Annotated in this window: 20 protein-coding genes; 16 read left to right on the plus strand and 4 right to left on the minus strand. The window is 75.1% G+C overall.

The annotated features are described in order from the left end of the window. The first annotated feature begins 62 nt into the window (after positions 1 to 62). Positions 63 to 365, plus strand: coding sequence for an antibiotic biosynthesis monooxygenase family protein (locus tag ACLQ20_RS12220; RefSeq protein ID WP_151456463.1), 303 nt, complete (start codon positions 63 to 65; stop codon positions 363 to 365). Positions 366 to 1021: 656 nt separating this feature from the next. Further along, entirely contained in the window at positions 1022 to 2407 is a 1386-nt protein-coding gene (locus tag ACLQ20_RS12225) for a class I adenylate-forming enzyme family protein (protein WP_358119980.1), read from the plus strand. On the opposite strand, the gene ACLQ20_RS12230 is transcribed toward ACLQ20_RS12225, so the two are convergent. Continuing rightward, a complete protein-coding gene (locus ACLQ20_RS12230; protein WP_425855506.1) occupies positions 2338 to 3189 on the minus strand; it encodes a 4'-phosphopantetheinyl transferase family protein in 852 nt (283 codons plus the stop codon). The genes ACLQ20_RS12225 and ACLQ20_RS12230 overlap by 70 nt on opposite strands. Before the next feature lie 15 nt (positions 3190 to 3204). On the opposite strand from ACLQ20_RS12230, the gene ACLQ20_RS12235 reads away from it, so the two are divergent. The 14 genes from ACLQ20_RS12235 (at position 3205) to ACLQ20_RS12300 (ending at position 16860) form a co-directional block, all read left to right on the plus strand. Continuing rightward, the gene (locus ACLQ20_RS12235) at positions 3205 to 3471 is read left to right on the plus strand and encodes an acyl carrier protein (protein ID WP_327028657.1); all 267 of its coding nucleotides are present in this window, start codon (positions 3205 to 3207) and stop codon (positions 3469 to 3471) included. Beyond that, positions 3471 to 3755, plus strand: a complete 285-nt coding sequence (locus tag ACLQ20_RS12240; RefSeq protein ID WP_151455926.1) for an acyl carrier protein — start codon at positions 3471 to 3473, stop codon at positions 3753 to 3755. The genes ACLQ20_RS12235 and ACLQ20_RS12240 overlap by 1 nt, the downstream gene beginning before the upstream one ends. Beyond that, on the plus strand, positions 3748 to 4830 hold the full coding sequence (locus tag ACLQ20_RS12245) for a beta-ketoacyl-[acyl-carrier-protein] synthase family protein (protein ID WP_425855508.1): 1083 nt from the start codon (positions 3748 to 3750) through the stop codon (positions 4828 to 4830). The genes ACLQ20_RS12240 and ACLQ20_RS12245 overlap by 8 nt, the downstream gene beginning before the upstream one ends. After that, positions 4827 to 5384, plus strand: a complete 558-nt coding sequence (locus tag ACLQ20_RS12250) for a beta-ketoacyl synthase chain length factor (protein ID WP_425855511.1) — start codon at positions 4827 to 4829, stop codon at positions 5382 to 5384. Before ACLQ20_RS12245 ends, ACLQ20_RS12250 begins: the two co-directional genes overlap by 4 nt. Next, on the plus strand, positions 5381 to 6997 hold the full coding sequence (locus tag ACLQ20_RS12255; RefSeq protein WP_425855512.1) for a class I adenylate-forming enzyme family protein: 1617 nt from the start codon (positions 5381 to 5383) through the stop codon (positions 6995 to 6997). Before ACLQ20_RS12250 ends, ACLQ20_RS12255 begins: the two co-directional genes overlap by 4 nt. Beyond that, complete coding sequence (locus ACLQ20_RS12260; protein WP_425855515.1) at positions 6994 to 8232, plus strand: beta-ketoacyl-[acyl-carrier-protein] synthase family protein; 1239 nt, start codon at positions 6994 to 6996, stop codon at positions 8230 to 8232. Before ACLQ20_RS12255 ends, ACLQ20_RS12260 begins: the two co-directional genes overlap by 4 nt. A 71-nt stretch (positions 8233 to 8303) precedes the next feature. Then, the gene (gene hppD / locus ACLQ20_RS12265) at positions 8304 to 9407 is read left to right on the plus strand and encodes a 4-hydroxyphenylpyruvate dioxygenase (protein ID WP_425855517.1); all 1104 of its coding nucleotides are present in this window, start codon (positions 8304 to 8306) and stop codon (positions 9405 to 9407) included. After that, positions 9404 to 10333 carry a phytanoyl-CoA dioxygenase family protein gene (locus ACLQ20_RS12270; RefSeq protein WP_425855520.1) on the plus strand — a complete coding sequence of 310 codons (930 nt, stop codon included), beginning with the start codon at positions 9404 to 9406 and terminating at the stop codon, positions 10331 to 10333. Before hppD ends, ACLQ20_RS12270 begins: the two co-directional genes overlap by 4 nt. Position 10334: 1 nt before the next feature. Continuing rightward, on the plus strand, positions 10335 to 11132 hold the full coding sequence (locus tag ACLQ20_RS12275) for a DUF3050 domain-containing protein (protein ID WP_327028649.1): 798 nt from the start codon (positions 10335 to 10337) through the stop codon (positions 11130 to 11132). Then, entirely contained in the window at positions 11129 to 12100 is a 972-nt protein-coding gene (locus tag ACLQ20_RS12280; RefSeq protein ID WP_327028648.1) for a thiamine pyrophosphate-dependent dehydrogenase E1 component subunit alpha, read from the plus strand. Before ACLQ20_RS12275 ends, ACLQ20_RS12280 begins: the two co-directional genes overlap by 4 nt. Then, entirely contained in the window at positions 12101 to 13072 is a 972-nt protein-coding gene (locus ACLQ20_RS12285; protein ID WP_425855521.1) for an alpha-ketoacid dehydrogenase subunit beta, read from the plus strand. Further along, positions 13073 to 14431, plus strand: coding sequence for a hypothetical protein (locus ACLQ20_RS12290; protein WP_151455915.1), 1359 nt, complete (start codon positions 13073 to 13075; stop codon positions 14429 to 14431). Positions 14432 to 14477: 46 nt separating this feature from the next. Further along, on the plus strand, positions 14478 to 15848 hold the full coding sequence (locus ACLQ20_RS12295; RefSeq protein WP_425855522.1) for a hypothetical protein: 1371 nt from the start codon (positions 14478 to 14480) through the stop codon (positions 15846 to 15848). Between the two features lie 37 nt (positions 15849 to 15885). Further along, on the plus strand, positions 15886 to 16860 hold the full coding sequence (locus tag ACLQ20_RS12300; protein ID WP_425855524.1) for a phosphotransferase: 975 nt from the start codon (positions 15886 to 15888) through the stop codon (positions 16858 to 16860). 94 nt (positions 16861 to 16954) lie between these two features. Here ACLQ20_RS12300 and ACLQ20_RS12305 read toward each other — a convergent pair whose 3' ends face one another. From ACLQ20_RS12305 to ACLQ20_RS12315, 3 genes are all read right to left on the minus strand, one after another. Further along, entirely contained in the window at positions 16955 to 19591 is a 2637-nt protein-coding gene (locus ACLQ20_RS12305) for a tetratricopeptide repeat protein (protein ID WP_425855526.1), read from the minus strand. A gap of 158 nt (positions 19592 to 19749) precedes the next feature. Beyond that, the gene (locus ACLQ20_RS12310) at positions 19750 to 20397 is read right to left on the minus strand and encodes a response regulator transcription factor (RefSeq protein ID WP_151455055.1); all 648 of its coding nucleotides are present in this window, start codon (positions 20395 to 20397) and stop codon (positions 19750 to 19752) included. After that, positions 20361 to 22286 (minus strand): sensor histidine kinase, encoded by a 1926-nt coding sequence (locus tag ACLQ20_RS12315; RefSeq protein WP_425855528.1) that lies wholly within the window; start codon positions 22284 to 22286, stop codon positions 20361 to 20363. The genes ACLQ20_RS12310 and ACLQ20_RS12315 overlap by 37 nt, the downstream gene beginning before the upstream one ends. Between the last annotated feature and the right edge of the window lie 50 nt (positions 22287 to 22336).

Raw genomic sequence — 22336 nt, forward strand, 5'->3', positions numbered from 1 at the left:
CGCCCGTCGGGTCCCGGGTCGGGGCGCAGCGGACAGCCGACGCGAACGGGCAGCGGGCTCGGGTGGTGTTCCTGGTACGGGTACCGCAGGAGCGTACGGAGGCGTTCCTGGCCGCGTACGAGGAGGTCCGGCACCTGGTGGCCGGGGGCGTTGCGGGGCACCTCGTCGACCAGGTCTGCCGGTCGTCGGCCGACCCGGAGCAGTGGCTGATCACCAGCGAGTGGGCGAGCCTGGCCGACTTCGAGGCGTGGGAACGCAGCCCGGAGCACCGGGACCTGGTCCGGCCGATGCGGCAGTGCTTCACCGACGCCCGGTCGCTGCGCTTCCTCATCCACGCCCAGACCTCCGCCACGTCCCGCACCTGAGCCCCGTCTCCGGCGCGAGCCCCGCGCCACACCGCCTCGGCTGTCCTATCCTCCCGACTGTCCCCGCTGGCCGGGCTGGCCCGCGGTCCCGTCGCACCGTCTCTCGGCTGCACTGCCCCTTCGCTGGCTGTCTCGCCCGCCAGTGAGGGGCAGCGACGCGGTGGGCTGTTGACCTGCTGGCCGCACGGGACGAGTGGAACACCAGGGGTGTCAACGACAGCCGGTGACACCCCTGGTGTTCCACTCGTGCGGTGGCACGCGGGCGTGTCGCCCCGTGGACGTGCGATCCGCCCACCGCCCCGCGCAGCCGTACCGTCCGCCCCGGCCCGTCGGCCGTCCCACTCCGGCCCGTGCGGCCGTTCCGTGCCGGCCCGCTCGTGTGGCCGTACCGGCGCGTCTGAAGACCACCATCGGCCGTCCGGTGGGCGTGCCGCGCCGTAAATACGACGGGTCATCCGGCGGATACCCTCAGTCGACGTACACGCCCGATCCTGCCCGCCGAACCGGTCGTGGGCAATCCGGCCGGCCGCCCTTTCTGATCTAGCCATTTGCATCTAGCTATGCATCCGGACGGCGTCGTAAGGTTCCCCGCAGCACCCCGACAGGCACACCTTATGGGCGGTTCCGCCCTTATTGAGGCTGGGCGGTGAACGGTAGTGGCGACGGGAAATCCTGCGGCGACAGACCCGCTCTGGGTTGACGAAATCCTGCTCGAAGGCCGTTCGACCGACATTTGTCTCCGACTTCCCGAACCGGTCGACCGGGGCACCCTGCGGCGGCTGGTGACCGACGCGCAGGCTCGCCTCGGCGCCGCCGGACTGCGCCCCGGGGGCGCCGCCGCGCTGCGGATGCCGCCCTCGCTGGCGTACGTGGTGAACCTGCTGGCCACCTGGCGCAGCGGGGCACAGGCGATCCTGCTCGACCACCGGCTCACCGACCACGAGGTCGACCGGGCACTCGCGCGGCTCACCCCGCAGGTGGTGGTGGCCCCGGTCCGCACCGGCGGCGGCGGACTGCGGATCTTCGTCGACGTGACGGAGGGCGTCACCGCGTACGCCGACCGCCCGGCGGTCAGCGGGCACGCGGTGATCCAGCTCAGTTCCGGCTCCACCGGACCGTCCAAGGTGATCGGCCGTACCGCCGCCGACCTGGTCGCCGAGGTGCGCCGCTACACCCGCATCGACGGCGTGGCGCTGCCCGGCGAGCGGATCGTCCTGCTGCCCTCGATGGTGCACGTGCTCGGCCTCGTCGGTGGCCTGCTCTACGGCCTGCACGCCGGCGTCGAGCTGGTGCCGCCGGAGCGGCTCGCCGGCGACGCGGTGCTGGCCGCGATCGCGGGCGACGACTCGCCGGCCACGGTGCTCGGCGTGCCGTTCCACATCGGACTGCTCGCCTCCACCCGTCCCACCGGGCCGCTGCCGCAGTTCAAGCGGATGACCACCGGCGGCGAGCTGGTGCCGGCCGCCGTGGCCCGCGCCTTCACCGACCGTCACGGCGTGCCGCTGGGCAACATGTACGGGATGACCGAGGTCGGCGTCATCGGCACCGACCTGCACGGCCGGCACCGCCCGTCCATCGCCCCGGCGCCCGGAATCGAGGTCCGCGAGGTCGACGGCGAGCTGTGGGTGAGCTGCCCCGCGTCGCCGTACGTCGGACTGAGCGACCCCACCCGCTGGGCCGACGGCTGGCTGCGCACCCGCGACGCGGGCGTCGTGCACCCGGACACCGGCCTGGTCACCATTCGCGGGCGGCTCGACTCGCAGGTCTCCGTCGGCGGTCTGAAGGTCGACCTGACGGAGGTGGAGGCGACCGTCGCCGAGCTGGCCGGCGTCGCCGCCGCCGTGGTCGTCTTCGACGGCGGCATCACCGCCTACGTGCAGCCGGACGGGCCGCTGTCGGAGGAGGTGCTCGACAAGCTGATCGCCGAGCGGCTGGCCGGCTACAAGCGCCCCCGCACCCTGCGTCTGGTGGATCAGCTGCCGCGTACCACCACCGGCAAGCTGGTCCGCTCGACCGACGCGCTGCGGGCGGCCGCCACGTGAGCGCTGCACCGCGCGGCCCCGACCGCCCCGTCCGATCCGACCGGCACCGTGCCGACCCGCGCCGCCCCGACCGGCACCGCCTGGACCAGCACCGCCCCGACCGACACCACGTGGACCGGCACCGCCTCGCCGGCGACCACCGCGACCGCCAGGACCAGGCCCCCACCCACGCGGGGATGCCCGACGCGCAGGCGCCCGCCGCCGGACGCCGACCGCAGCCCGCCGTCGAGGGCCTCGGGCACCGGCCGCCACGCGCTGTCGAAGGCGCCAGGCACCGACCGCAGCGCCCCGTCGAGGTCATCCGGCACCGGCATGAGCCGCCGCAGACCGCCGCCGCGCAGCCCCGTCCCGAGCGCCTTGCCCACGGCCTCCTTCGCCGTCCACAGCCGCAGGAAGTCGCGGGCCCGCCCGTCGGCGTCACGCCCCGCCAGCCACGCCGCCTCGGCCGGCGCGAACCATCGCCCGGCCAGCGCCAGCGCGGGCAGCGGACGGCACCACTCTACGTCGATCCCCACCGGGCCGGCCGCCCTGGCAGCGACCGCGACCACGCCATCGGCCCGGCTGACGCTGACCGGAAGCTCCACCCGGGCCCCCGCGCCGGGCACCGTGACCAGCGGACGCCCGTCGCGGCCGTGCTCCACCACGATCTCCGCCTCCGTGCGGCCGAGCAGCGCGGCACCCGCGCGCCGCAACAGCCGCCCGGCCGGGAGCGGCCGACCGCCGACGCCCCGGCCGATCCACACGTACGCGGTGTCCCGACCGGGCACCGGTAACTGGCTCACGGAAAGAGGTTAACCATGCGACCCGAGATCCGCGCCTTCGTCGTCGAGCAGCTCGAGGACATGAACTACGACGTCGAGGGCCTCGACGACGAGACGACCCTCGGCCCGTCCGGGGTGGACCTGGAGTCGTTGGCCCTCGCCGACCTCGCCGTGCGCGTCGAGGACCGCTACGGCCTGAAGTTCGCCGACGACGAGTCCGAGAAGCTGGCCCTGATGACGGTCGGCGAGTTCACCACGATGGTCGCCGACCGGGTCGCCGGGGCGTCGAGCGACGACTCCTGATGGCCGGTCAGCCCGACCTGGAACGGGCCGACCTGGTGACCATGCTCGCCGACCTGGCCGGCAAGCCCGCCGCCGAGGTCGGCGACCGGATCGGCTCCATGGAGCTGGCCTGGCTGGTGCACCTCGTCGAGCAGCGCCTCGACCGGCGTCTCGACCTCACCGACGACCAGCTCGCCGGGATCCGGACCGTCGACGACGCCCTGGCGGCCTTCCGGGCGTGCCTGGCGGCTGCGACCCCGCCGCACACCCCGCCCGGTCCGATGACCACCGCCGCCGATGGCTGAACCGGCGGCCGTCCAGCTCACCGGCGTCCACGCGACCAGCGCGCTCGGCAGGGGACCCGACGCGCAGCTCGCCGGCGTGCTGGCCGGCGTCCCGGCGTTCCGGCCGGTGGACCGCTTCGACACCGCAGCCCGCCGGGTGGACGCCGCCGCCGTCCTGCCCGACGCCGGTGACCTGGCCGCCGAGCTCGCCGAGGCGGTCGACGCGGCCTGCCGGGACGCCGGGCTCGACGCCGGTCGCCGGGCCGGCACGGCCCTGCTGCTGGCGGTGCACGGCGGCGCGCACGTGCCGACGCTCACCACCGCGCTGGCCGCCCGGACGGGGCTCACCGGCCCGGCCCGGGCGTACACCACCGCCTGCGTCTCGGCCAGCAGCGCGGTAGCCGACGCCGCCGCCCTGATCCGCCGGGGCGACGTCACCCGGGCGGTGGTGGCCGCCGGCTACCTGGTCGAGCCGGACCAGTACGCGCTCTTCGACGCCGGTCGCGCCCTCGCCACCGACGGCGCGGTGCGCCCGTTCAGCGCCGGCCGCACCGGCCTGCTGCTCGGTGACGGCATCGCCGCGGTGGTGCTGGAGTCGCGGGCCGCCGCCCGGGGCGCGGTCGCCGACCTGCTCGGCTGGGGCCGAGCCGGGGACGCGTTCCACCCGTGCCAGCCGGAGCCGGGCGGGCGGGGCCTGGCCCGGGCGGTCACCGCGGCGCTGCGCCGGGCCGGACTCCCGGCGGAGGCGATCGGGTACGTCAACGCCAACGCCACCGGCACCGGCCACGGCGACGCCGCCGAGGCGGCGGCCCTGCGCACCGCGTTCGGCGCGGCGGCGGCACGCGTCCCGGTCAGCTCCACCAAGGCGCTGCACGGGCACGCCCTGGAGGCCTCCGGCCTGCTGGAACTGGTGGTGACCGTGCTCGCCCTGCGGCACGGGAAGCTGCCTGTCAACGCCGGCTGGCTCGGCCCCGACCCGGCCTGCCCGCTGGACGTCGTCCGCGGCGCGCCCCGGCCGGCCGCCACCGGGTACGCGCTGAGCCTCAACGCCGCCTTCGGTGGCGCCAACACGGCGCTGCTTGTGGGCGCGGCATGAGCGGGACCGCCGGGCACCCCGCCGGCCGACTGACCGTGCTGGCCGAGGCGGCCTGGCCCGAGCCGGGCGACGGTGCGCCGCCGCCGGTGCCCGGGTACGTGCACTCCAGCTTCCCGCCCCTCGTCGCGGCCGTGGCCGAGCGCTGCCTGACCCGGGCGTACGGCCGGCGGCCGGCCCCCGACGGCGAACGGACCGCGGTCGTGCTGGTCAGCGCGGCCGGGGACCGGGCCAGCGCGGCGCACGTGCGCGCCACGGTCGCCGCCGGCGGCCGGCCCGGGCCGCTGTTCTTCTTCCAGTCGGTGCCCAACAGCGTGGCCGGGCACGTGGCCGCCCGGTGGGGCCTCGGCGGGCCGGTGCTCTGCCTCGCGCCGACCGGCGACCCGCGGGCCGAGGGCACCGCCGAGGCCGAGCTGCTGCTGCACGACGGCGACGCCGACCGGGCGTTGCTGGTCCTGATCGAACAGGCACCCGTCGACGGCGGTGCGCGGGACGCGGGCGGACAGCCCGAGGCCCGAGCCGTCGCGGTGCTGCTGGGGGGAGGAGACGCACCATGAGGAAGAGGGGACTGCGCGGGGCGCTGGCCGCCGACGAGCGGATCGGCGCCGGCAACGTGCTGGCCCGGGTGCTGGCGCACGGCGCCGACCCGGACGGGCCGGGCCTCACCTTCGACACCGCCGTGGACGGCCACCCGGCCGGGTGGGCGCTCACGCTGGGCCGGCTCGACGAGCGGGTCGCCGCCCGCGCCGCCTGGCTGCACGAGCGGGGGATCAAGCCCCGCGACCCGGTCGCCGTGTGGGCCACCGCCGCCGCCGACATGGTGCTCAGTTTCCTCGCGCTGACCCGGCTCGGCGCGATCCCGGCGCTGATGAACGGCGGGCTGCGTCCCGAGATCGCCGCCGAGTACGTGCGTCGGCTGCGCGGCGTCGGGGTGCTCGCCGACGACGCGCACCGCGTCCTGCTGGCCGGCCACGACCTCGGCGTGCCGGTGCTCGGCACCCCGGCCGAGGCGGGCACCGGCGATCCGGCCGCCGCGCCGGAGCACTACCGGCACCACGGCGACGACCCGGTCGTCATCACCCACACCTCGGGCACCACCGGGGTGCCCAAGGCGGTGCTGCACTCGCACGCCAGCCTCTTCGCCGCCACCCGGCACCTGCTCGCCATGCCGCAGGCGCAGGGCACCGGCCGCATCCTCAACGCGCTGCCCGCACCGCACACCGCCACCGTGCTGATGGTCAACCAGGCCCTCGGCAACCGCGCCGAGATGCTCCTGCTCTCCGACCAGGGCGGGGAGCGGGTGCTGGAGGCGATCCAGCGCTGGCGTCCCGACGGGGTGTTCGGGTTCTCCGTGACGTGGGCGGAGCTGGCCCGCTTCGACCTGTCCGCGTACGACCTGGACTCGGTGTCGCTGTGGTTCAACACCGGCGACTGCTCGCACGAGCCGCACGTGCGTCGACTCGTCGCGGTCGGCTCCCGCGACGTGCTGACCCGCGAGGGGGTCACCCGGGTTCCCGGCTCGGTCTTCATCGACGGGCTCGGCTCCAGCGAGATGGGCCACTCGATGTTCCACATCACCCACCGCGCCGACACCGACCGGTACGGCCGCTGCGTCGGCCGGCCCTACCGGTTCGCGAGGGTCGCCGTGCTCGACGCCGGGGGCGACCCGGTGCCGGCCGGCGAGGTCGGCTGGCTCGGCGTCGACTCGCCGTCGCTGTTCCGGGGCTACTGGAACGACTCGGCCACCACGTACCGGTCCCGGCAGCAGGGCTGGTACCTCACCGGCGACCTGGTGTACGCCGACGCCGAGGGCCGCTACCACCACCTGGACCGGGCCGTCGACGCGGTCGACGCGGGGGACGGGCGGTGGTTCTACACGGCACTGTCCGAGGAGCGCGTCCTCGCCGCCTGCCCGGACGTCACCGACTGCACGGTGGTGATCACCTCGGGGGCCGACGGGGTGGTCACCGACGTGCTGCTGGAACTCGCCGCCGGCGTCGATCCCGCCGAGGACCGCACCGAACGGGTCCGGGCCGCGCTCGGCCCGGACGTCGGCGCGACGCTGCGCCGGGTGGTGCCGGTCCGCTCCGCCGACATCCCGGTCACCGTCACCGGCAAGGTGCGCAAGGTGGTCCTGCGGGAGCGCTACCTCACCGAGGCGCCGTCATGACGGCCGTCATCACCGGGATGGGGCTGTTCACCCCCGCCGGGCGGGGCGTCGACGCCACCTTCGATGGGCTCTGCTCCGGCCGCTCCGGGCTGAGCCGGCCGCCGGCCGGGCACCCGGCGGCCGGGTCGCTGGAGGTCGCCGGCGTGCTCCCGGACGTCGACCCGCGTACGGTCGCCACCGGGCCGGAGACCAGGGTCCTGGACCGGGTCGTGGTGCTCGCCCTGCTCGCCGCCGCCGACGCGCTCGCCGACGCCGGCATCGAGGTGGGGCGGGACGTGGACCCGGGCCGGATCGGGGTGATCGTCGGCGGCGTCGGCGGGATGGCCACGCTGGAGGCGCAGGTGCTCGCCCGCGCCGCGCGCGGCCGGTCGGCGGTCAGCCCGTACCTGCTGACCGGGATCCTGCCGAACATGCCGTCGGCCCGCATCGCCATCCGCCACGGCATCCGCGGCTACACCTCGTCGGTCGGCACCGCCTGCGCCTCCGGCGCCCAGTCGATCGCCGACGCGCTGCGGCTGATCCGCGCCGGAGAGGCCGACGTGGTGCTCTGCGGCGCCAGCGAGGCGCCCCTCTTCCCGACCTTCGCCGACACCTTCGGCAACGCCCGGGCGCTCGCCCGGGGCTGGGCCGACCCGACCGCGGCGAGCCGGCCGTTCGACGCCCGCCGAAACGGGTTCGTCCTCGCCGAGGGCGCGGCCCTGCTGGTGCTGGAACGCGCCGAGCACGCCGCCGCCCGGGGCGTCACCGGCTACGCCGAGGTCGCCGGGTACGGGGCGACCACCGACGCGTACCACCCGACCGCCCCGAGGCCCGACGGCGCGGGGGCGGCGGAGTGCATGCGGCGCGCGCTGGCCAGCGGCGGCGTGCCCGCCACGCGGGTCGGCTACGTCAACGCCCACGGCACCGGCACGAAGCTCGGCGACATCGCCGAAACCACCGCGCTGGCCGACGTGTTCGGTGCCGGCGGGGTGCCGGTCAGCTCCACCAAGGCGCTCACCGGCCACCTGCTCGGCGCTTCCGGGGTGCTGGAGGCGGCGGCCACCGCGCTGGCGCTCGGCCGGAGCCTGCTGCCGCCGACGCACAACCTCGACGACCCGGACCCGGCCTGCCCGGCGGACCACATCCGCGCCGAGCCGCGCAGGACGGACACCGGATACGCGCTGACCAACTCCTTCGGCTTCGGCGGGCAGAACGTGAGTCTGCTGCTCGCGCGGGCCGCCCGGCCGAGGGACTGACCCCGCACCATCCCGGGCGGACCGCGCCCGGACGGCAACCACGGCGGAGACCGTGGAAAGGGCTGAGGACATTGGACATCCGAGCAATCGACCACATCGAACTCTTCGTGGGGGACGCCCGGCAGGCGGCCTTCTACTTCGACCGGGCGGTCGGCTTCCAGCTGCGCGGCCAGGGCGGTCCCGAGACCGGGCTGGCCGACCAGCGGTCGCTGCTGCTGAGTCAGGGCGACGTCCGGATGGTGCTCACCACCGGGCTCACCGCCGAACACCCGGCGTCGCGGTACGTGCAGCGTCACGGCGACGGCGTGGCCGTGGTCGCGTTGGAGGTCGACGACGCCGCGGGCGCGTACGCCGAACTGGTGCGCCGGGGAGCGGTGGGGGTGACGCCGCCGACCACCTTCACCGGCGCGGACGCCGAGGTGGTGACCGCCGAGGTGGAGGGCTTCGGCGACGTGCTGCACCGCCTCGTGTCCCGCCACGGCGACCGGGGCGAGTTCCTGCCCGGGGCGGTCGAGATGACGCCCCCCGACGACGGCGGCGGCAAGCTGCTCGTCGAGATCGACCACCTGGCGGTCTGCGTGCCGACCGGGCAGCTCGGCGAGACGGTCCGGCACTACCGGGAGGTGTTCGGGTTCGCGGAGGTCTTCGCCGAGCACGTGGAGGTCGCCGGGCAGGCGATGAACTCCACGGTGGTGCAGAGCCCGTCGGGCCGGGTGACCCTGGTGCTGCTGGAACCCGACCGTTCGCGCCGGCGCGGGCAGCTCGACGCCTTCCTCGACCAGCACGCCGGCGCCGGGGTGCAGCACCTGGGGCTGCGCACCGACGACATCGTCACCGCGGTCGCCACCCTCGCCGAGCGGGGCGTGCGCTTCGCCGGCACCCCGGCCAGCTACTACGACGCGCTGGAGGCGCGGGTCGGCCCGGTGGACGCGCCGCTGGACCGGCTGCGCGACCTCGGCGTGCTCGTCGACCGCGACCACGCCGGTCAGCTGCTGCAGATCTTCACCGAGTCCATGCACGTACGCCGCACGCTCTTCCTGGAACTGATCGAGCGGCGCGGGGCGCGGACCTTCGGCAGCGGCAACATCAAGGCGCTCTACGAGGCCAAGGAACGGGAGCTGGCCGCGGCGGGCACCACCGTCGCGGCCCCGACACCGCAGGAGGTGCGGACGTGACCGCGACCGAGTTCGAGCCGGCACTGACCGCCGAGGAGGAGGCGCTGCTGCCCTCCGACGACGACGTGGCGTTCTACGCCGCGCACGGCTGGTACCTGTCGAAGAAGCTGCTCACCGACGACGAGGTGGACGCCCTCACGTACGCCGCCGACCGCTACTACGCCGGCGAGCGGGACCGCCGCCTGCCGGCGCGCCCGGCGCGGCTCGCCTACTGGGAGCCGTCGAAGGGCCCGGTGCAGCGGCACAACGACTACGTCCACCACGAGCACGACGTGCTCGGGGCGCTCCTGCGCAAGCCGCTGATCGGCGCGGTCGCCGCCCGCCTCGCGCGGGCCACCGAGATCCGGGTCTTCCAGTCCACGCTGATCCAGAAGCCGCCGGTCTCGGGCGAGCCGTCGAACATCGTGCCCTGGCACTTCGACAAGCACTACTGGGCGTCCTCCTCGTCGGAGGACATGCTCACCGCGTTCATCCCGTTCCACGACTGCGGCGAGGAGATGGGCACCATCACGATGGTCGACGGCTCGCACCGCTGGGCGGAGATCGGCGCCGACGACACGGTGGTGCGCCACTTCGCCGACCGCGACCGCAGCCAGCTGGAGGAGATGCTCGCCGAGAACGCGGCCCACAACGGCGTGGAGATCCGCAAGGTGCCGATGGTCATCCCCAGGGGACACATGAGCTTCCACCACTGCCGCACCTACCACGGCAGCGGCGCCAACGTCAGCGGCCGCCCGCGCCGGGCGATCTCGCTGCACCTGCAGGACGGCGACAACGCCTGGCGGGAGTATCGGCTCTCCGACGGCACCCTCGCCGCGTACAACCACGACGTGCTGGTCCGCCGCACCGACGACGGGCGGCCGGACTACGCGGACCCCGAGTACTGCCCGGTCATCTGGCGCGACCGCGCCCCGCAGGGAGGCTGACATGTCACGGTACGACTGGGGTAGGACGCACCCGGGGATCGAACGGCTGGAGAAGGCGGTGGGCGAGCGCCGCGAGGCGGTCGTGCGGCACCCGCTCTACGCCGCTCTCGACACCCACGAGGCGCTGGTGACCTTCATGGAGCACCACGTCTTCGCCGTCTGGGACTTCATGTCCCTGCTGACGTCGTTGCAGCGGCAGCTCACCTGCGTCACCGTGCCGTGGATCCCCACCGGGCCGACGGGCAGCCGCCGCCTGATCAACGACATCGTCATGGTGGAGGAGAGCGACGAGCTGGGCGAGGGCCACATCAGCCACTTCGAGCTGTACGTGCGGGGCATGCGCGAGGCCGGCGCCGACACCACCGCCGTGGACACGCTGATCGACCTGCTGCGGGCCGGCCGACCGGTGGCCGAGTCGCTGGTGGCGGCCCGGGTGCCCGCGCCGTCGGCGGCGTTCGCCGCGACCACCTGGCGGATCATCGAGAGCACCCCGGTGCACTGCCAGGCCGCCGCCTTCGCCTTCGGCCGGGAGGACCTGATTCCCGACATGTTCACCCAGGTCGTCGCGGTCAACGAGCGCAGCCGGCGGCTGCACACGTTCGTCGACTACCTGGAGCGGCACATCGAGGTCGACGGCGAGCAGCACACCCCGATGGCCATGCAGATGCTGGCCGACCTGTGCGGCGACGACGACGCCAGGTGGCAGGAGTGCGCGGACACCGTCAACACCGCGCTCGCCGCCCGCGCCCGGCTCTGGGACGACATCCTCGCCGCCGTCAAGCAGGGGCGCGGCCGGTGACCGACGCCGACCCGGTCCGGCTCTACCGGGCGGTCCGGCTGATCCGCCGCTTCGAGGAACGGGCGATCGAGCTGGTCCGGTCCGGGCACGTCGTCGGCGGCATCCACCCGTACCTCGGGCAGGAGGGGATCGCCGCCGGGGTGTGTGCCGCGCTGCGGGCCGACGACGTGGTCGCCGGCACGCACCGGGGGCACGGGCACGTGCTCGCCAAGGGCGCCGACCCGGCCCGGATGATGGCCGAGCTGTGCGGCCGGGTCACCGGCCTCAACGCCGGCCGGGGCGGCTCGATGCACGCCGCCGACTTCGCGGTCGGCGTGCTCGGCGCCAACGCGATCGTCGGCGCGTCCGGGGCGATCGTCACCGGGGCGGTCTGGGCGCGCCGCCGCCGGGGCGACGACATCGTCGGGGTGAGCTTCTTCGGCGACGGCGCGGTCAACGAGGGGATGCTGCTGGAGGCCTTCAACCTGGCCGCGCTGTGGCGGGTGCCGGTGCTGTTCGTCTGCGAGAACAACGGCTACGCCACCACGATGCCCGTCGCGGGCGCGGTCGCCGGCAGCATCCCCGGCCGGGCCGCCGCGTTCGGCATCCCGGCCGCCGTCGTCGACGGTCAGGACCCCGAGGCGGTACGCGACGCCGCGAGCGCCGCCATCGACCGGATGCGCGCCTGCGGTGGCCCCGAGCTGATCGAGGCCCGCACCTACCGCTTCGACGCCCACCACACCTTCGAACACGCGGTACGCCTCGACTACCGCCCGCCCGACGAGGTGACCCGGGGCCGCTCCCGCGACCCGGTGGACATCCAGGGCGCGCGGCTGCCCGTCGAGGCCCGCGCCGGGGTGGACGCCGAGGTGGAGGAGGTGTTGACGCGGGCCGTCGAGTTCGCGCTCGCCAGCGCGGAGCCGGACCCGGCCGACGCCCTCGCGCACCTGTACGCCAGCGGCCTGACCGCGCGCACCGGAGGTGGCTAGATGCCCAGGCTCTCCTACCGCAGGGCGCTCACCCGGGCGCTCGCCGACGAGCTGGCCCGCGACGAGTCGGTGTTCCTGCTCGGCGAGGACATCCGGGTGGCCGCCTCGAACGTCACCGCAGGGCTGGCCAAGCGGTTCGGCCCGGACCGGATGCGCGACACCCCGCTGTCGGAGCAGGCGTTCACCAGCTTCGCCACCGGGGCGGCCCTGGCCGGGATGCGACCGGTGGTGGAGTTCCAGATCCCGTCGCTGCTGTTCCTGGTCTTCGAGCAGATCGTCAACCACGCGCACAAGTTCCCGCTGATGACCGGCGGGCAGTGCGCGGTGCCGGTCACGTACCTGGTGCCGGGCTCCGGCTCCCGGACGGGCTGGGCGGGTCAGCACTCCGACCACCCGTACAGCCTCTTCGCCCACGTCGGGGTGACCACCGTCGTGCCGGCCACCCCGGCCGACGCGTACGGGCTGCTGGTGTCGGCGGTGCGCTGCGACGACCCGGTGGTGGTCTTCGCCCCCGCCGGGGCGCTGGACGTCCGCGCCGACGTGGACCTCGCCGCGCTCGCCCCGGTGCCGCTGGGCCGCGCCCGGGTGCACCGGCCCGGCGACGACGTGACCGTGGTCGCGGTCGGGCACCTGGTGCACGACGCCCTCGCGGTCGCCGAGGAACTCACCGACCAGGTGTCGGTGGAGGTGTTCGACCCGCGCACGCTGTACCCGTTCGACTGGGACGCCCTCGCCGAGTCGCTGCGGCGCACCGGGCGGCTGGTGGTGCTGGACGACGCCAACCGCTCCTGCGGCATCGCCGGGGAGATCATCGCGACGATGATCGAGCGGGTGCGGCTGGTCGCGCCGCCGCGCCGTGTCACCCGCCCCGACGGCGCGGTCCTGCCGTTCGCCCCGGCCCTGGACCGGGCCGTGCAGCCCAGCCGCGAGCAGCTCCGGGCCGCCATCGGACACGTCATGAAGGAGGGATGAATGGACGACGTCGACTACCGCTGGCCCTCCGCCGCGCGGGCGTGGCTCGACCTGCCCGCGCCGGTGCGCGCCGAGATGGTGGCCGCCGGGGCCGAGTCCTGGCGGGAGGTCTTCGACGGCCGGGCCACGTACAACGAGCAGTGGCGGCTGGCCCGGCCGCCGGTGATGGACGAGACGTCGCTCGGTGTGCTCAACGCCGTCTCCGACCGGCTCGCCCAGCTCATCTTCGAGGCGTGCCGGCGGCGGGCCGGCACGGCGGGGGAGCTGCGCCGGCTGCTGAACGTGTCCGACGGCGAGACCCGGCTGCTCGACGACGACGAGCCGCTGACCGAGGCGCTGCTCGACGCGTTCCGGCCGGACGTGCTGCTCAGCGACGGGGTGCCCCGGTTCGTCGAGTACAACATCGACAGCAGCCTCGGCGGCGCGTTCGACGCCGACACCACCGTGCGCCGCTTCGTCGAGGTCTACCGGCGGCGCGGCCTCACCGACCGGGTCCGGCTGGCGGCGGCACCCTCGGCCGTGGACCGGCGGTTCGCCGCGATCCGCGCCGGCCTCGGCCTGCCCGAGGGCGCCCGGGTCGCCATGCTGATCGACTTCGACGCCGACTACCCGGGGCTCGACGACCCGCAGCGGTTCATCCGTCTGCTGTCGCCGGTGGTCGAGCGGGCCGCCGCGTGCGGCATGGACCTGGTCGTCGCGCCGGTCTCTGAGGTCACACTGGACGACCGGAAACGGCTCGTCGCCGGCGGCGCCCCGGTCGACGGGGTGTTCCGGCTCTTCGTGCCCAACCGGGTCACCCCGAGCGCCGGGGTCGACGCCCTGGCGGCGGCGCTGGCGGCGGGCACGGTGCCGATGTGGGTGTCGACGGCGGCGTGGCTGGTCGCCAACAAGCGGGCCTTCGCCTGGCTGTGGGAGGACGCCGACACGCTGCCGGCCGCCGACCGGGACCTCGTCCACCGGTACGTGCCGCGTACCTGGTCGCTGACGGCGGAACTGCTCGACCGGGCGGTCGCCGACCGGGCCGGCCTGGTGGCGAAGCCGGCCGACGGCTCCGCGGGGATGGACGTGCTGATCGGCCGGGAGACCGACGCCGACGCGTGGCGCGACGGGCTGACCCGCGCCGTCGACCGGGGCGGCTTCATCCTCCAGGAGTACGTGAAGGCCGACGACGTCGGGCTGGACTTCGTGCACATCGGGACCGGCGAGACGGTCGCCGCCGAGGTGCCGTACAGCATCGCCCCGTACCTGTTCGGCCGCCGGGCCGCCGGCGCCTGCATCCGTACCGGCTTCCCCGGCTGCGACGGCGTGCTCAACCTGGCCCGAGGCGTTCTCCTCTCCGGCCTGCTGGTGGTCGACTGACGCCGCGCGGCGCGGCGGCTCGCCCCCGCCCCGCCCGGGTGACCGGGTGCGGAGTTCCGGCGGATCCCGCACGCCGCGCCGCGCAGACGTTTGCAAGAGTCGATGTGAGCGGTTTGACTGGGGGGCGTCGACGACGATCGCCGCCTGCCTGAAGGAGCCCGCCATGGGTCTTGGTCATCGATGGCTGTCGCGCACGGCGGCGGTGACGCTGCTCGTCCTCGCCGGGCTGGCCGTCCCCGGCGGTCCCGCTGCGGCGGCGAACGCGGATCCGAAGTTCACGTTCGACGTGACCGGTACGACGGTCCCGTCGGGGGTCGGGAAGAAGCGGATCCACCTCAGGCTCACCAATCTGACCGACAGGACGCCGAGAGAGGCGATCTTCTACGTCCGTCCTGGCGAGCAGGACTGGCCGGACGGGATCTCACTGATGTGGCCGGAGGGCGGTGGCTCCGGCGAGTGCGACGGCGATGCCGCGGGTTGGTACTGCCGGATCGGTCCGAACGCGCTTCCGGAGCTGCTGCCGGCAGCCGGCGAGACGGTGGATCTTCCCTTCGACGTCAACGTGCAGGAGAACCAGCAGCCCTACGAAGGCAGGTTCTCCGTCGAGGCCGGCATGGCCTGGGGCGACGAGCCGACGCAGACCGCTGCCCCCAAGTGGTTCACGCTCAGGTTGGTCGACGACCCCGAGGCCGATCTGTCGGTGGTGGCGCCGGACGTGAAGCAGTCGGTACGCATCGGTGCGGGCGGCCGGCTCGAACCCACCGGGACGTTGCAGCCGGGTGAGACGGGCGCGGTGCGGTACCGCATCGTCAACCAGGGCCGCAAGGCGGTCGGTGGCATCAAGGTCACGCTGCGCCTGCCCGAGGCGGTGACGTTCACCCGACCGCCGAAGGAGTGCGTCGTCGCTCGCGACCGGCGGTCCGCCGTCTGCACCTACGACACGCTCGCGCTGATTCCGGCCGGCCAGGACACCGACCCGACCGACGGCAGTCACTCCGCCGTCGAGTTGCACGATCTGGTGACGGTGGCGGCCGCCACGAAGGCACCCGTCACGTTGGCGGGCGGGACGGTGCAGGTCGAGGGCCTGACGGCGCGGACGGACGGCCGCTCCGGTCTGCCGCGCACCGAGCTGCCGGCGAACGCCGTCGCCGTGCCGGCGGCGGATGTGGACGACAGCGACAACCGGGACGGGTTCGCGGTCCTGGTCGCGGCAAAGGGCGGTGCCGGGGACGACGACGGCGGCGATGGCGATGGCGATGGCGGCGGCGGGGGCGACCTGCCGATCACCGGGCCACGGGTCGGACTGGTCGCGGGAACCGGTCTCGCCCTGGTGGTGGGCGGCGGAGTCTTGTTGCTCCTCGCCCGGCGCCGCCGCGTGGTCGCGGTGCGCGGCGGGGGCGGGACGCCTGCCGCCTGATCTCCCGCCGCGGGAGCCCGCCGGGCAGGATAGCCGGGTGGGTGGCGCGCGGGTGGGGCTGACGGTCGACGAGCTGCTGCCGGTGGCGCGGGCGGCGTTCGGGCGGGGGCGGGCGCTGGTCTCGGTGCGGCGGCTGACCGGCGGCACGAAGAAGGGCGTCTACCGGCTGACCCTAGACGACGGGTCCACCGGCGTCGCCTACGTCTGGCACCCGGGGGAGGACTACTGGCCGGCGGCGGCAGCGGCACCCGACGACCCGTTCGGGCACGCCACCGGGGCCGGCCTGTTCACCGCGGCGCACCGGGAGCTCACCGCCGCCGGGGTGCGGGTGCCCCGGCTCCTGCTGCGCCCCACCGCGACTCTGCTGCCGGGCGAGGTGGCCGTGGTGGAGCACGTCCGGGGCGGCACCCTGCACGACCTGCGCCGGCGCGACCCGCGCCGCGCCGGGTCGGTGCTGGCTCGGCTGGGCGACGCCGTCCGGAACATGCACGCCCGGCATCGCGACCGGTACGGCCGCCCGGGGTTCGACGCTCCGACGGCGGGGCGGCCGGTGGAGCGGCTCGTCCTCGACCGGGCGCTGCGCGACCTGACCGAGGCCGCCGCCCGGGTCGAGCGGGTCGCGGCCGTGCGGGACCGCCTCGCCGACGCCCTGGCCGAGCGGTACGCCGCCGTGGCGCCCCGCTCCCGCCATGGACTGATCCACGGCGAACTGGGCCCGGACCACGTGCTGGTCGACGACCGGGACCGCCCGGTGCTCGTCGACATCGAGGGCACCATGTTTTTCGACGTCGAGTGGGAGCACGCCTTCCTCGAGCTGCGCTTCGGCGACGACTATCCGGCGCTGGCCGTGCCCGGTCTCGACGAGGACCGGCTGCGCCTCTACCGGCTCGCGACCTACCTCTCGTTGGTGGCGGGCCCGCTGCGCCTGCTCGACGGCGACTTCCCCGACCGGGCCGGCATGCTCGACATCGTCGCGCACAACACCACCCGGGCGCTGGACCAGCTCGCCTGAGCCGTCCTGGTCCGAGCCGACCGGGCTACGTCTGAGCCGGTCCGGGCCGAGCCGGCCGGGCTACGTCTGAGCCGTCCGGGCCGAGCCGTCCCGGCTACGTCCGGGCGGCCCGGACGGCCGACGCCTCGGCGCGGATCCGGGCCGAGGCGGCCGGGTCCCCCGCCAGGCGGTGCGCCTCGGCAAGGGTGTCGAGCCCGATGGCCAGCCAGCTCCGCGAGCCCACCCGCCGCCACAGGTCCACGGCGGCCTGCGCTCGCCGGCGGGCCTGCCCCGGGCGGCCCGCGGCGAGCTGCGCCTCCGCCAGCGCGTACGCCGCCGCCGCCTCGCCCCACAGGTTGCCGAACTCGCGGTAGGTCCACAGGCTCCGCGCCAGCAGTCGACGTCCCTCGCCGTGCTCGCCCTGGCGGACGAGGACGTCGCCGAGCCAGCAGTTGGCGTGGGTCGCGGAGAGCCGGTCGCCGAGGTCCTCGCTGATCGCGGCGGCCCGTCGGAAGCAGTCGGCGGCGACCGGGTACGCGCCGAGGGCGCGGTGGCTCTGCCCCAGGCACCGCAACGCCTGGGCCTCACCGGGCCGGTAGCCGGCGGCCCGGCTCACCCCCAGACACTCCTCGAACCGTTGCCGGGCGGCGTCGACCCGTCCCTGTTCCAGGTCGATGACGCCGATGCCGTTGGTGGCGTAGACGAGGCAGTTCACGTTGCCGGTGGCCCGAGCCAGCTCGACGGCCTCCTCGAAGTGACGCACCGCCGGGTCGTACTGGCCGAGCAGCCGGTGCACGTACGCCAGGCCGGCGGTGGCGCTGGCCAGGAAGGCGGGGTCCTCACCGTGGGCGAGCAGCAGGGCCTGGTCGAAGTGGCCCAGCGCCTCCGGGTACCGGTCCAGGACGGTGGTGAGCTCGCCGAGGCAGCGGTGGAGCGCGGCGGCGCTGCGCTGGTCCGCGGCGTGCAGCGCGACCTTGAGCGCCCGGCCCTGGAGCCGTTCCCACTCGTCGAAGTGGCTGCGGACCTGGAAGAACGTGGTCAGCCCGGCGGCCAGCCCGGCGGCGAGTCCGGCGGTTGGCCCGGCGGCCGGTCCGCTCCCGGCGTCGTCGAGCGCCTGGTCGACCAGGGCGGTGAGGAAGCGGCGCTCGTCGTCGAACCAGGCCACCGGATCGGCGACGAACTGGTCGGTGTCCGCCGCCGGGAGCCGCCAGGACACCAGGTGGGCCGGTGGACTGCCCTGGAAGTCCGCCTTCAGGGCGTCCGCGGTCAGGTCGGTCAGCTGCAGGCTCGCGCTGAGCAGCCGGGTGAGCGCCTCCGTCCGGCTCTGCCGTGGCACCTCCCGCTCCAGCAGTTCCCGGCCGAGCAGGCGTACGAGGTCGTGCAGGCGGTAGCGGAATCCGCTGGCACCGACCGCCCCGATCTCGACCAGGTGCACCTCCACCAGGTCGTCGAGGATGGCTTCCGCGTCGGAGAGGGTGGTGTCGAGCAGTGCGGCCAGCGTCCACGTGGCGAAGTCCGGCCCGGGCGACAGGCTGAGCATCAGCAGGGCCCGCTGCGCCGTCGGGGTCATTCCCCGGTAGGTGAGTTCGAGGCTGGCCCGTACGGCGACGTCACCGACGGCCAGTTCGTCGAGCCTGCGCTGCTCGTCGGCGAGCGCCTGGGCGACCCTGGTCAGCGGCCAGTGCGGTCGGGCGGCCAGCCGCGCCCCGGCCACCCACACCGCGAGGGGCAGACCGCCGCAGGTCTGCACGATAAACCGGGCCGCGGCGGGCTCCGCGGCGGCCCGCTCGCGACCCAACATCTCACCCAGCAGCGCAAGCCCTGCGGCCTGGTCGAGGGTGCCCAGGGACAGCCGGCGGCTGCCGAGGTCCGCCAGCGTGGTGCGGCTGGTGACGATGGCGGCGCACCGACCGCCGTTCGGCAGCAGGTCGGTGACCTGCCGGGTGCTCGCCGCGTTGTCCAGGATGATGAGCATCCGCCGCTGTGCAAGCAGGGTGCGGTAGAGGTGGATCCGGCTCATCGGGTCCGACGGCACCGTGCCTCCGCGCACGCCGAGCGCGCGCAGGAAGGCGCCGAGGACCGTGCTCGGCTCCAGCGGCTCGTCGCCGAACCCGCCCAGGTCGATGTAGAGCTGGCCGTCCGGAAACTGCGCGGCGAGCAGGTGCCCGAGGCGTACCGCGAAGGCGGTCTTGCCGACGCCGGCCGGCCCGCTGACCAGCATGGTCACCGGCCCGGAGGCGGCCAGGTCCAGCAGCCGACGCGTCTCGGACAGCTCGCTGTCCCGACCGACGAACAACGGCAGGTCCGGTGGCAGGAGACAGGGGGCCACCTGCCGCGGGGCCGGCCCGTCCGGGCGGAGGCCGGCGTGCCTGTCCGGCTCGTCCCCGGCGGGTGCCGCCGGGGACGCGGCTCCCGGCTCGGCGGACGGGTCGGGATCCTGTCCCGGTGTGCCCACGGCCGACACGAAGTGGTCGGGCAGGGTCAACGCGCGGCGGGCTTCCACCCACTCCCGTACCGCCGCCGGATCGCCGCCGCAGGCCCGCACCAGGGCGGCGACCACCTCCTCCGACGGCAGCGAGACCCGGTTGAGCGAGGTCGCGACGGTGCTCGCCGGCAGCTGGTCCCCGGCCCTGCGCGCCCGCCGCTCCAGCGCCCGGTAGGAGAGCCGGGACCAGGCCTTGACGCCGCGCAGCCGGGCGACGAACTCTGCTGCCGTCCGTGCCGTGCCGGGGCGAGGTAGCGGCGTCGTCACGGAGAGCATCCTATCGACGCCTGTCATGCCGGGCCATCCGCATGGTCGGCCCGCCGGAGCCGTGCCGCCAGCGTCGGCGGTGGCGCCGGCCGCGCGGGCGTGCGGTGGCGCCGGCCGCGACTGTCTCGGTGGCGGCTCCACGCCGGGGAGCGCGGAGGTCAGGCGTCGTTGAGGTACGCGAGGACGGCGAGGACGCGGCGGTTGTCGTCGGACGACGGGGGGAGGCGCAGCTTGCCGAAGATGCTCGCGGTGTGCTTGCCCACGGCGCTCTCGCTGAGGAACAGCCGTTGCGAGATGGCGGCGTTGGAACGCCCCTGGGCCATGAGTTCGAGGACGTCCCGCTCGCGCGGCGTGAGGCGGGCCAGGGGCGAGGCGGTGCCGCTGGCCGCCAGCAGCTTGGCGATCACCTCGGGGTCCATCGCGGTGCCGCCCGCCGCGACGCGGCGCACGGCGTCGATGAACTGGTCGGCGTTCAGGACGCGGTCCTTGAGCAGGTAGCCGACCGCGCCGGCCCCGTCGGCCAGCAACTCCCGGGCGTAGAGCTGCTCGACGTGCTGGGACAGCACCAGCACCGGCAGGCCGGGGACGTCCCGCCGGGCGGCCAGCGCCGCCTGGAGGCCCTCGTCGGTGAAGGTCGGCGGCAGCCGCACGTCGACGATGGCCACGTCGGGCCGGTGCCGGGCCAGGGCGGTGCGTAGGGACGGCCCGTCGCCGACGGCCTCGGCGATGGTGAAGCCGTGGCTCTCGAGGAGCAGGACCAGCCCGTCTCTCAGGATGTGGAGGTCTTCGGCGAGGACGACGCGCACGGGATCTCCATGGTGACGACGGTGGGTCCGCCGGGCGGACTGTGCAGGGTCAGGGTTCCGTCGAATGTAGCGAGCCGCCGTTGGACGCCGCGCAGCCCGGTCCCCGCGGCCGGGTCGGCCCCGCCGGGACCGTCGTCGGCCACCACCACCTGGAGCACCCCGTCGCGGTACGACAGCGAGACGGAGATGTGGGCCGCGCAGCGGGCCGCGTTGGTGAGGGCCTCGCAGGTGACGAAGTAGGCCGCCGACTCGACCGGCGCGTCGAGCCGGCCGGGCAGGTCGACGTCCACGTCCACCGGCAGCGGGGTGTCGAGCGCGATCGCCCGGATCGCGTCGCCGAGTCCGCGTTCGGCCAGCACCGGCGGATGGATGCCGCGTACCAGGTCGCGCAGCTCTGCCAGCGCGGCGGCGGACGTCTCCTGCGCCTGCGCCAGCACCAGCCGCGCCCGCGCCGGGTCGGTCTCCATGAGCCGCGCGACGGCGGCCAGGCCGAGCCCGACGGCGATGAGCCGAGCCTGGGCGCCGTCGTGCAGGTCGCGTTCGATGCGGCGCAGCTCGGCCGCCTGCACGTCGACGGCGTCGGCCCGGGTGGTGGCGAGGTGCGCGACCCGCGAGGCGAGCACGGCGGCCGCCGTGGGGGTGAGCAGGAGCCGGTCCCACGCCAGTCGCAGCCTCATCAGCGGCCCGGCCAGGCCGAGCCCGAGCAGCGCCATGGCCAGCCCGAGGGGCATGCTCGCCCAGTCCGGTAACCACGACCCGACGAGGCCGACGTGCTCGAAGCCGAACCACAGGTAGAACGGGGTGACCCAGTAGCCGGTGGACAGGCCGATCGGCACCGCCCAGCTCGCCCAGGTCAGCGGCTGGCAGAACAGGGCGTAGAACCCGAAGCCGACCAGGACCGCCGGAACGAACGAGAGCGGGGCCAGGACGAGCGAGCCCAGTGCCCACAGCTGGTCCCGCCAGGTGGCCGGGTCGCCGAGCAGCCACCCCGGCCGCTGACCCTGGACGGCCGCCACGACATCGGTGTAGAGGACCCGCCCGACCCGGTAGTTGCCGTCCTCGCCGGGGCTGGGCGGCGGCGGGTACGGCCGGTACGGCGCGGGCAGGTCGGCGCCCGTCCACCGGCGGACGTGGCGTCGGTAGAGCTCCACCACCGACCGCGTGGCCGGCAGGGTGTACGGCAGCAGCCCACCCCACGACACGGCGGCGGTGAGCAGGTTGAGCAGCAGGCCGCCGAACGCGGCGAGGGACAGCCCGGCCAGGCCGGCCGTCCGCCAGGTCGCGGCCGACGCCCGGGTGACCCAGCGTCCGACCGCCGTCCGCGGCGGCTCGCCGCTCCCCAGCAGCACGCCGGCCCACAGCCCGTACGCCCGCAGCGCGCCCGGCGCGAGCAGGAACGCGGCCACGACGGCCACGACGGCCACCGGCACCGACCACGCGGGCGGCCAGGGGGGCGACGCGAGCAGGAACCCGCCGGCCGCGATCAGCGCGGGTGGCACCAGGATCGGGACCGCGCCGGTGACCGGGGTGAGCATCAGCCACGCCCATTCCCGGCCGAGCGTCGGGTCCTTCGCGTGGTGGTCCAGCGTGAGCAGGAACGCCGGCACCCGGGGCGACCTGAACACCGTGTCCCCGTGGACGTACCAGCCGTCCGCGCGCCGGTGCGGTGCGGGTGGTGGCGACCGTACGGGCTCGGGGAGGTTCGCTCCGGCCCAGGCGCGGGCGAGCCGGCGGGCCAGCGCGGTCAGCCGGAACTGGCCGGAGAGGACGAGCGGGTAGGGGATCACCAGGGTGGCGGCGACCACGAGGAGGTACCCGTAGGCGAACCCGGCCGCGACCAGGACGACCAGGGCGACGCAGCGCGGTACGGCGAGCACGAAGCGGGTCACGGGTCGAGTCTTCGCCGCACCGACCACCACCGCATCGGGGCAGGCTACCG

The organism is Micromonospora sp. DT46, from assembly GCF_049841735.1.
GTDB lineage: Bacteria > Actinomycetota > Actinomycetes > Mycobacteriales > Micromonosporaceae > Micromonospora > Micromonospora reichwaldensis.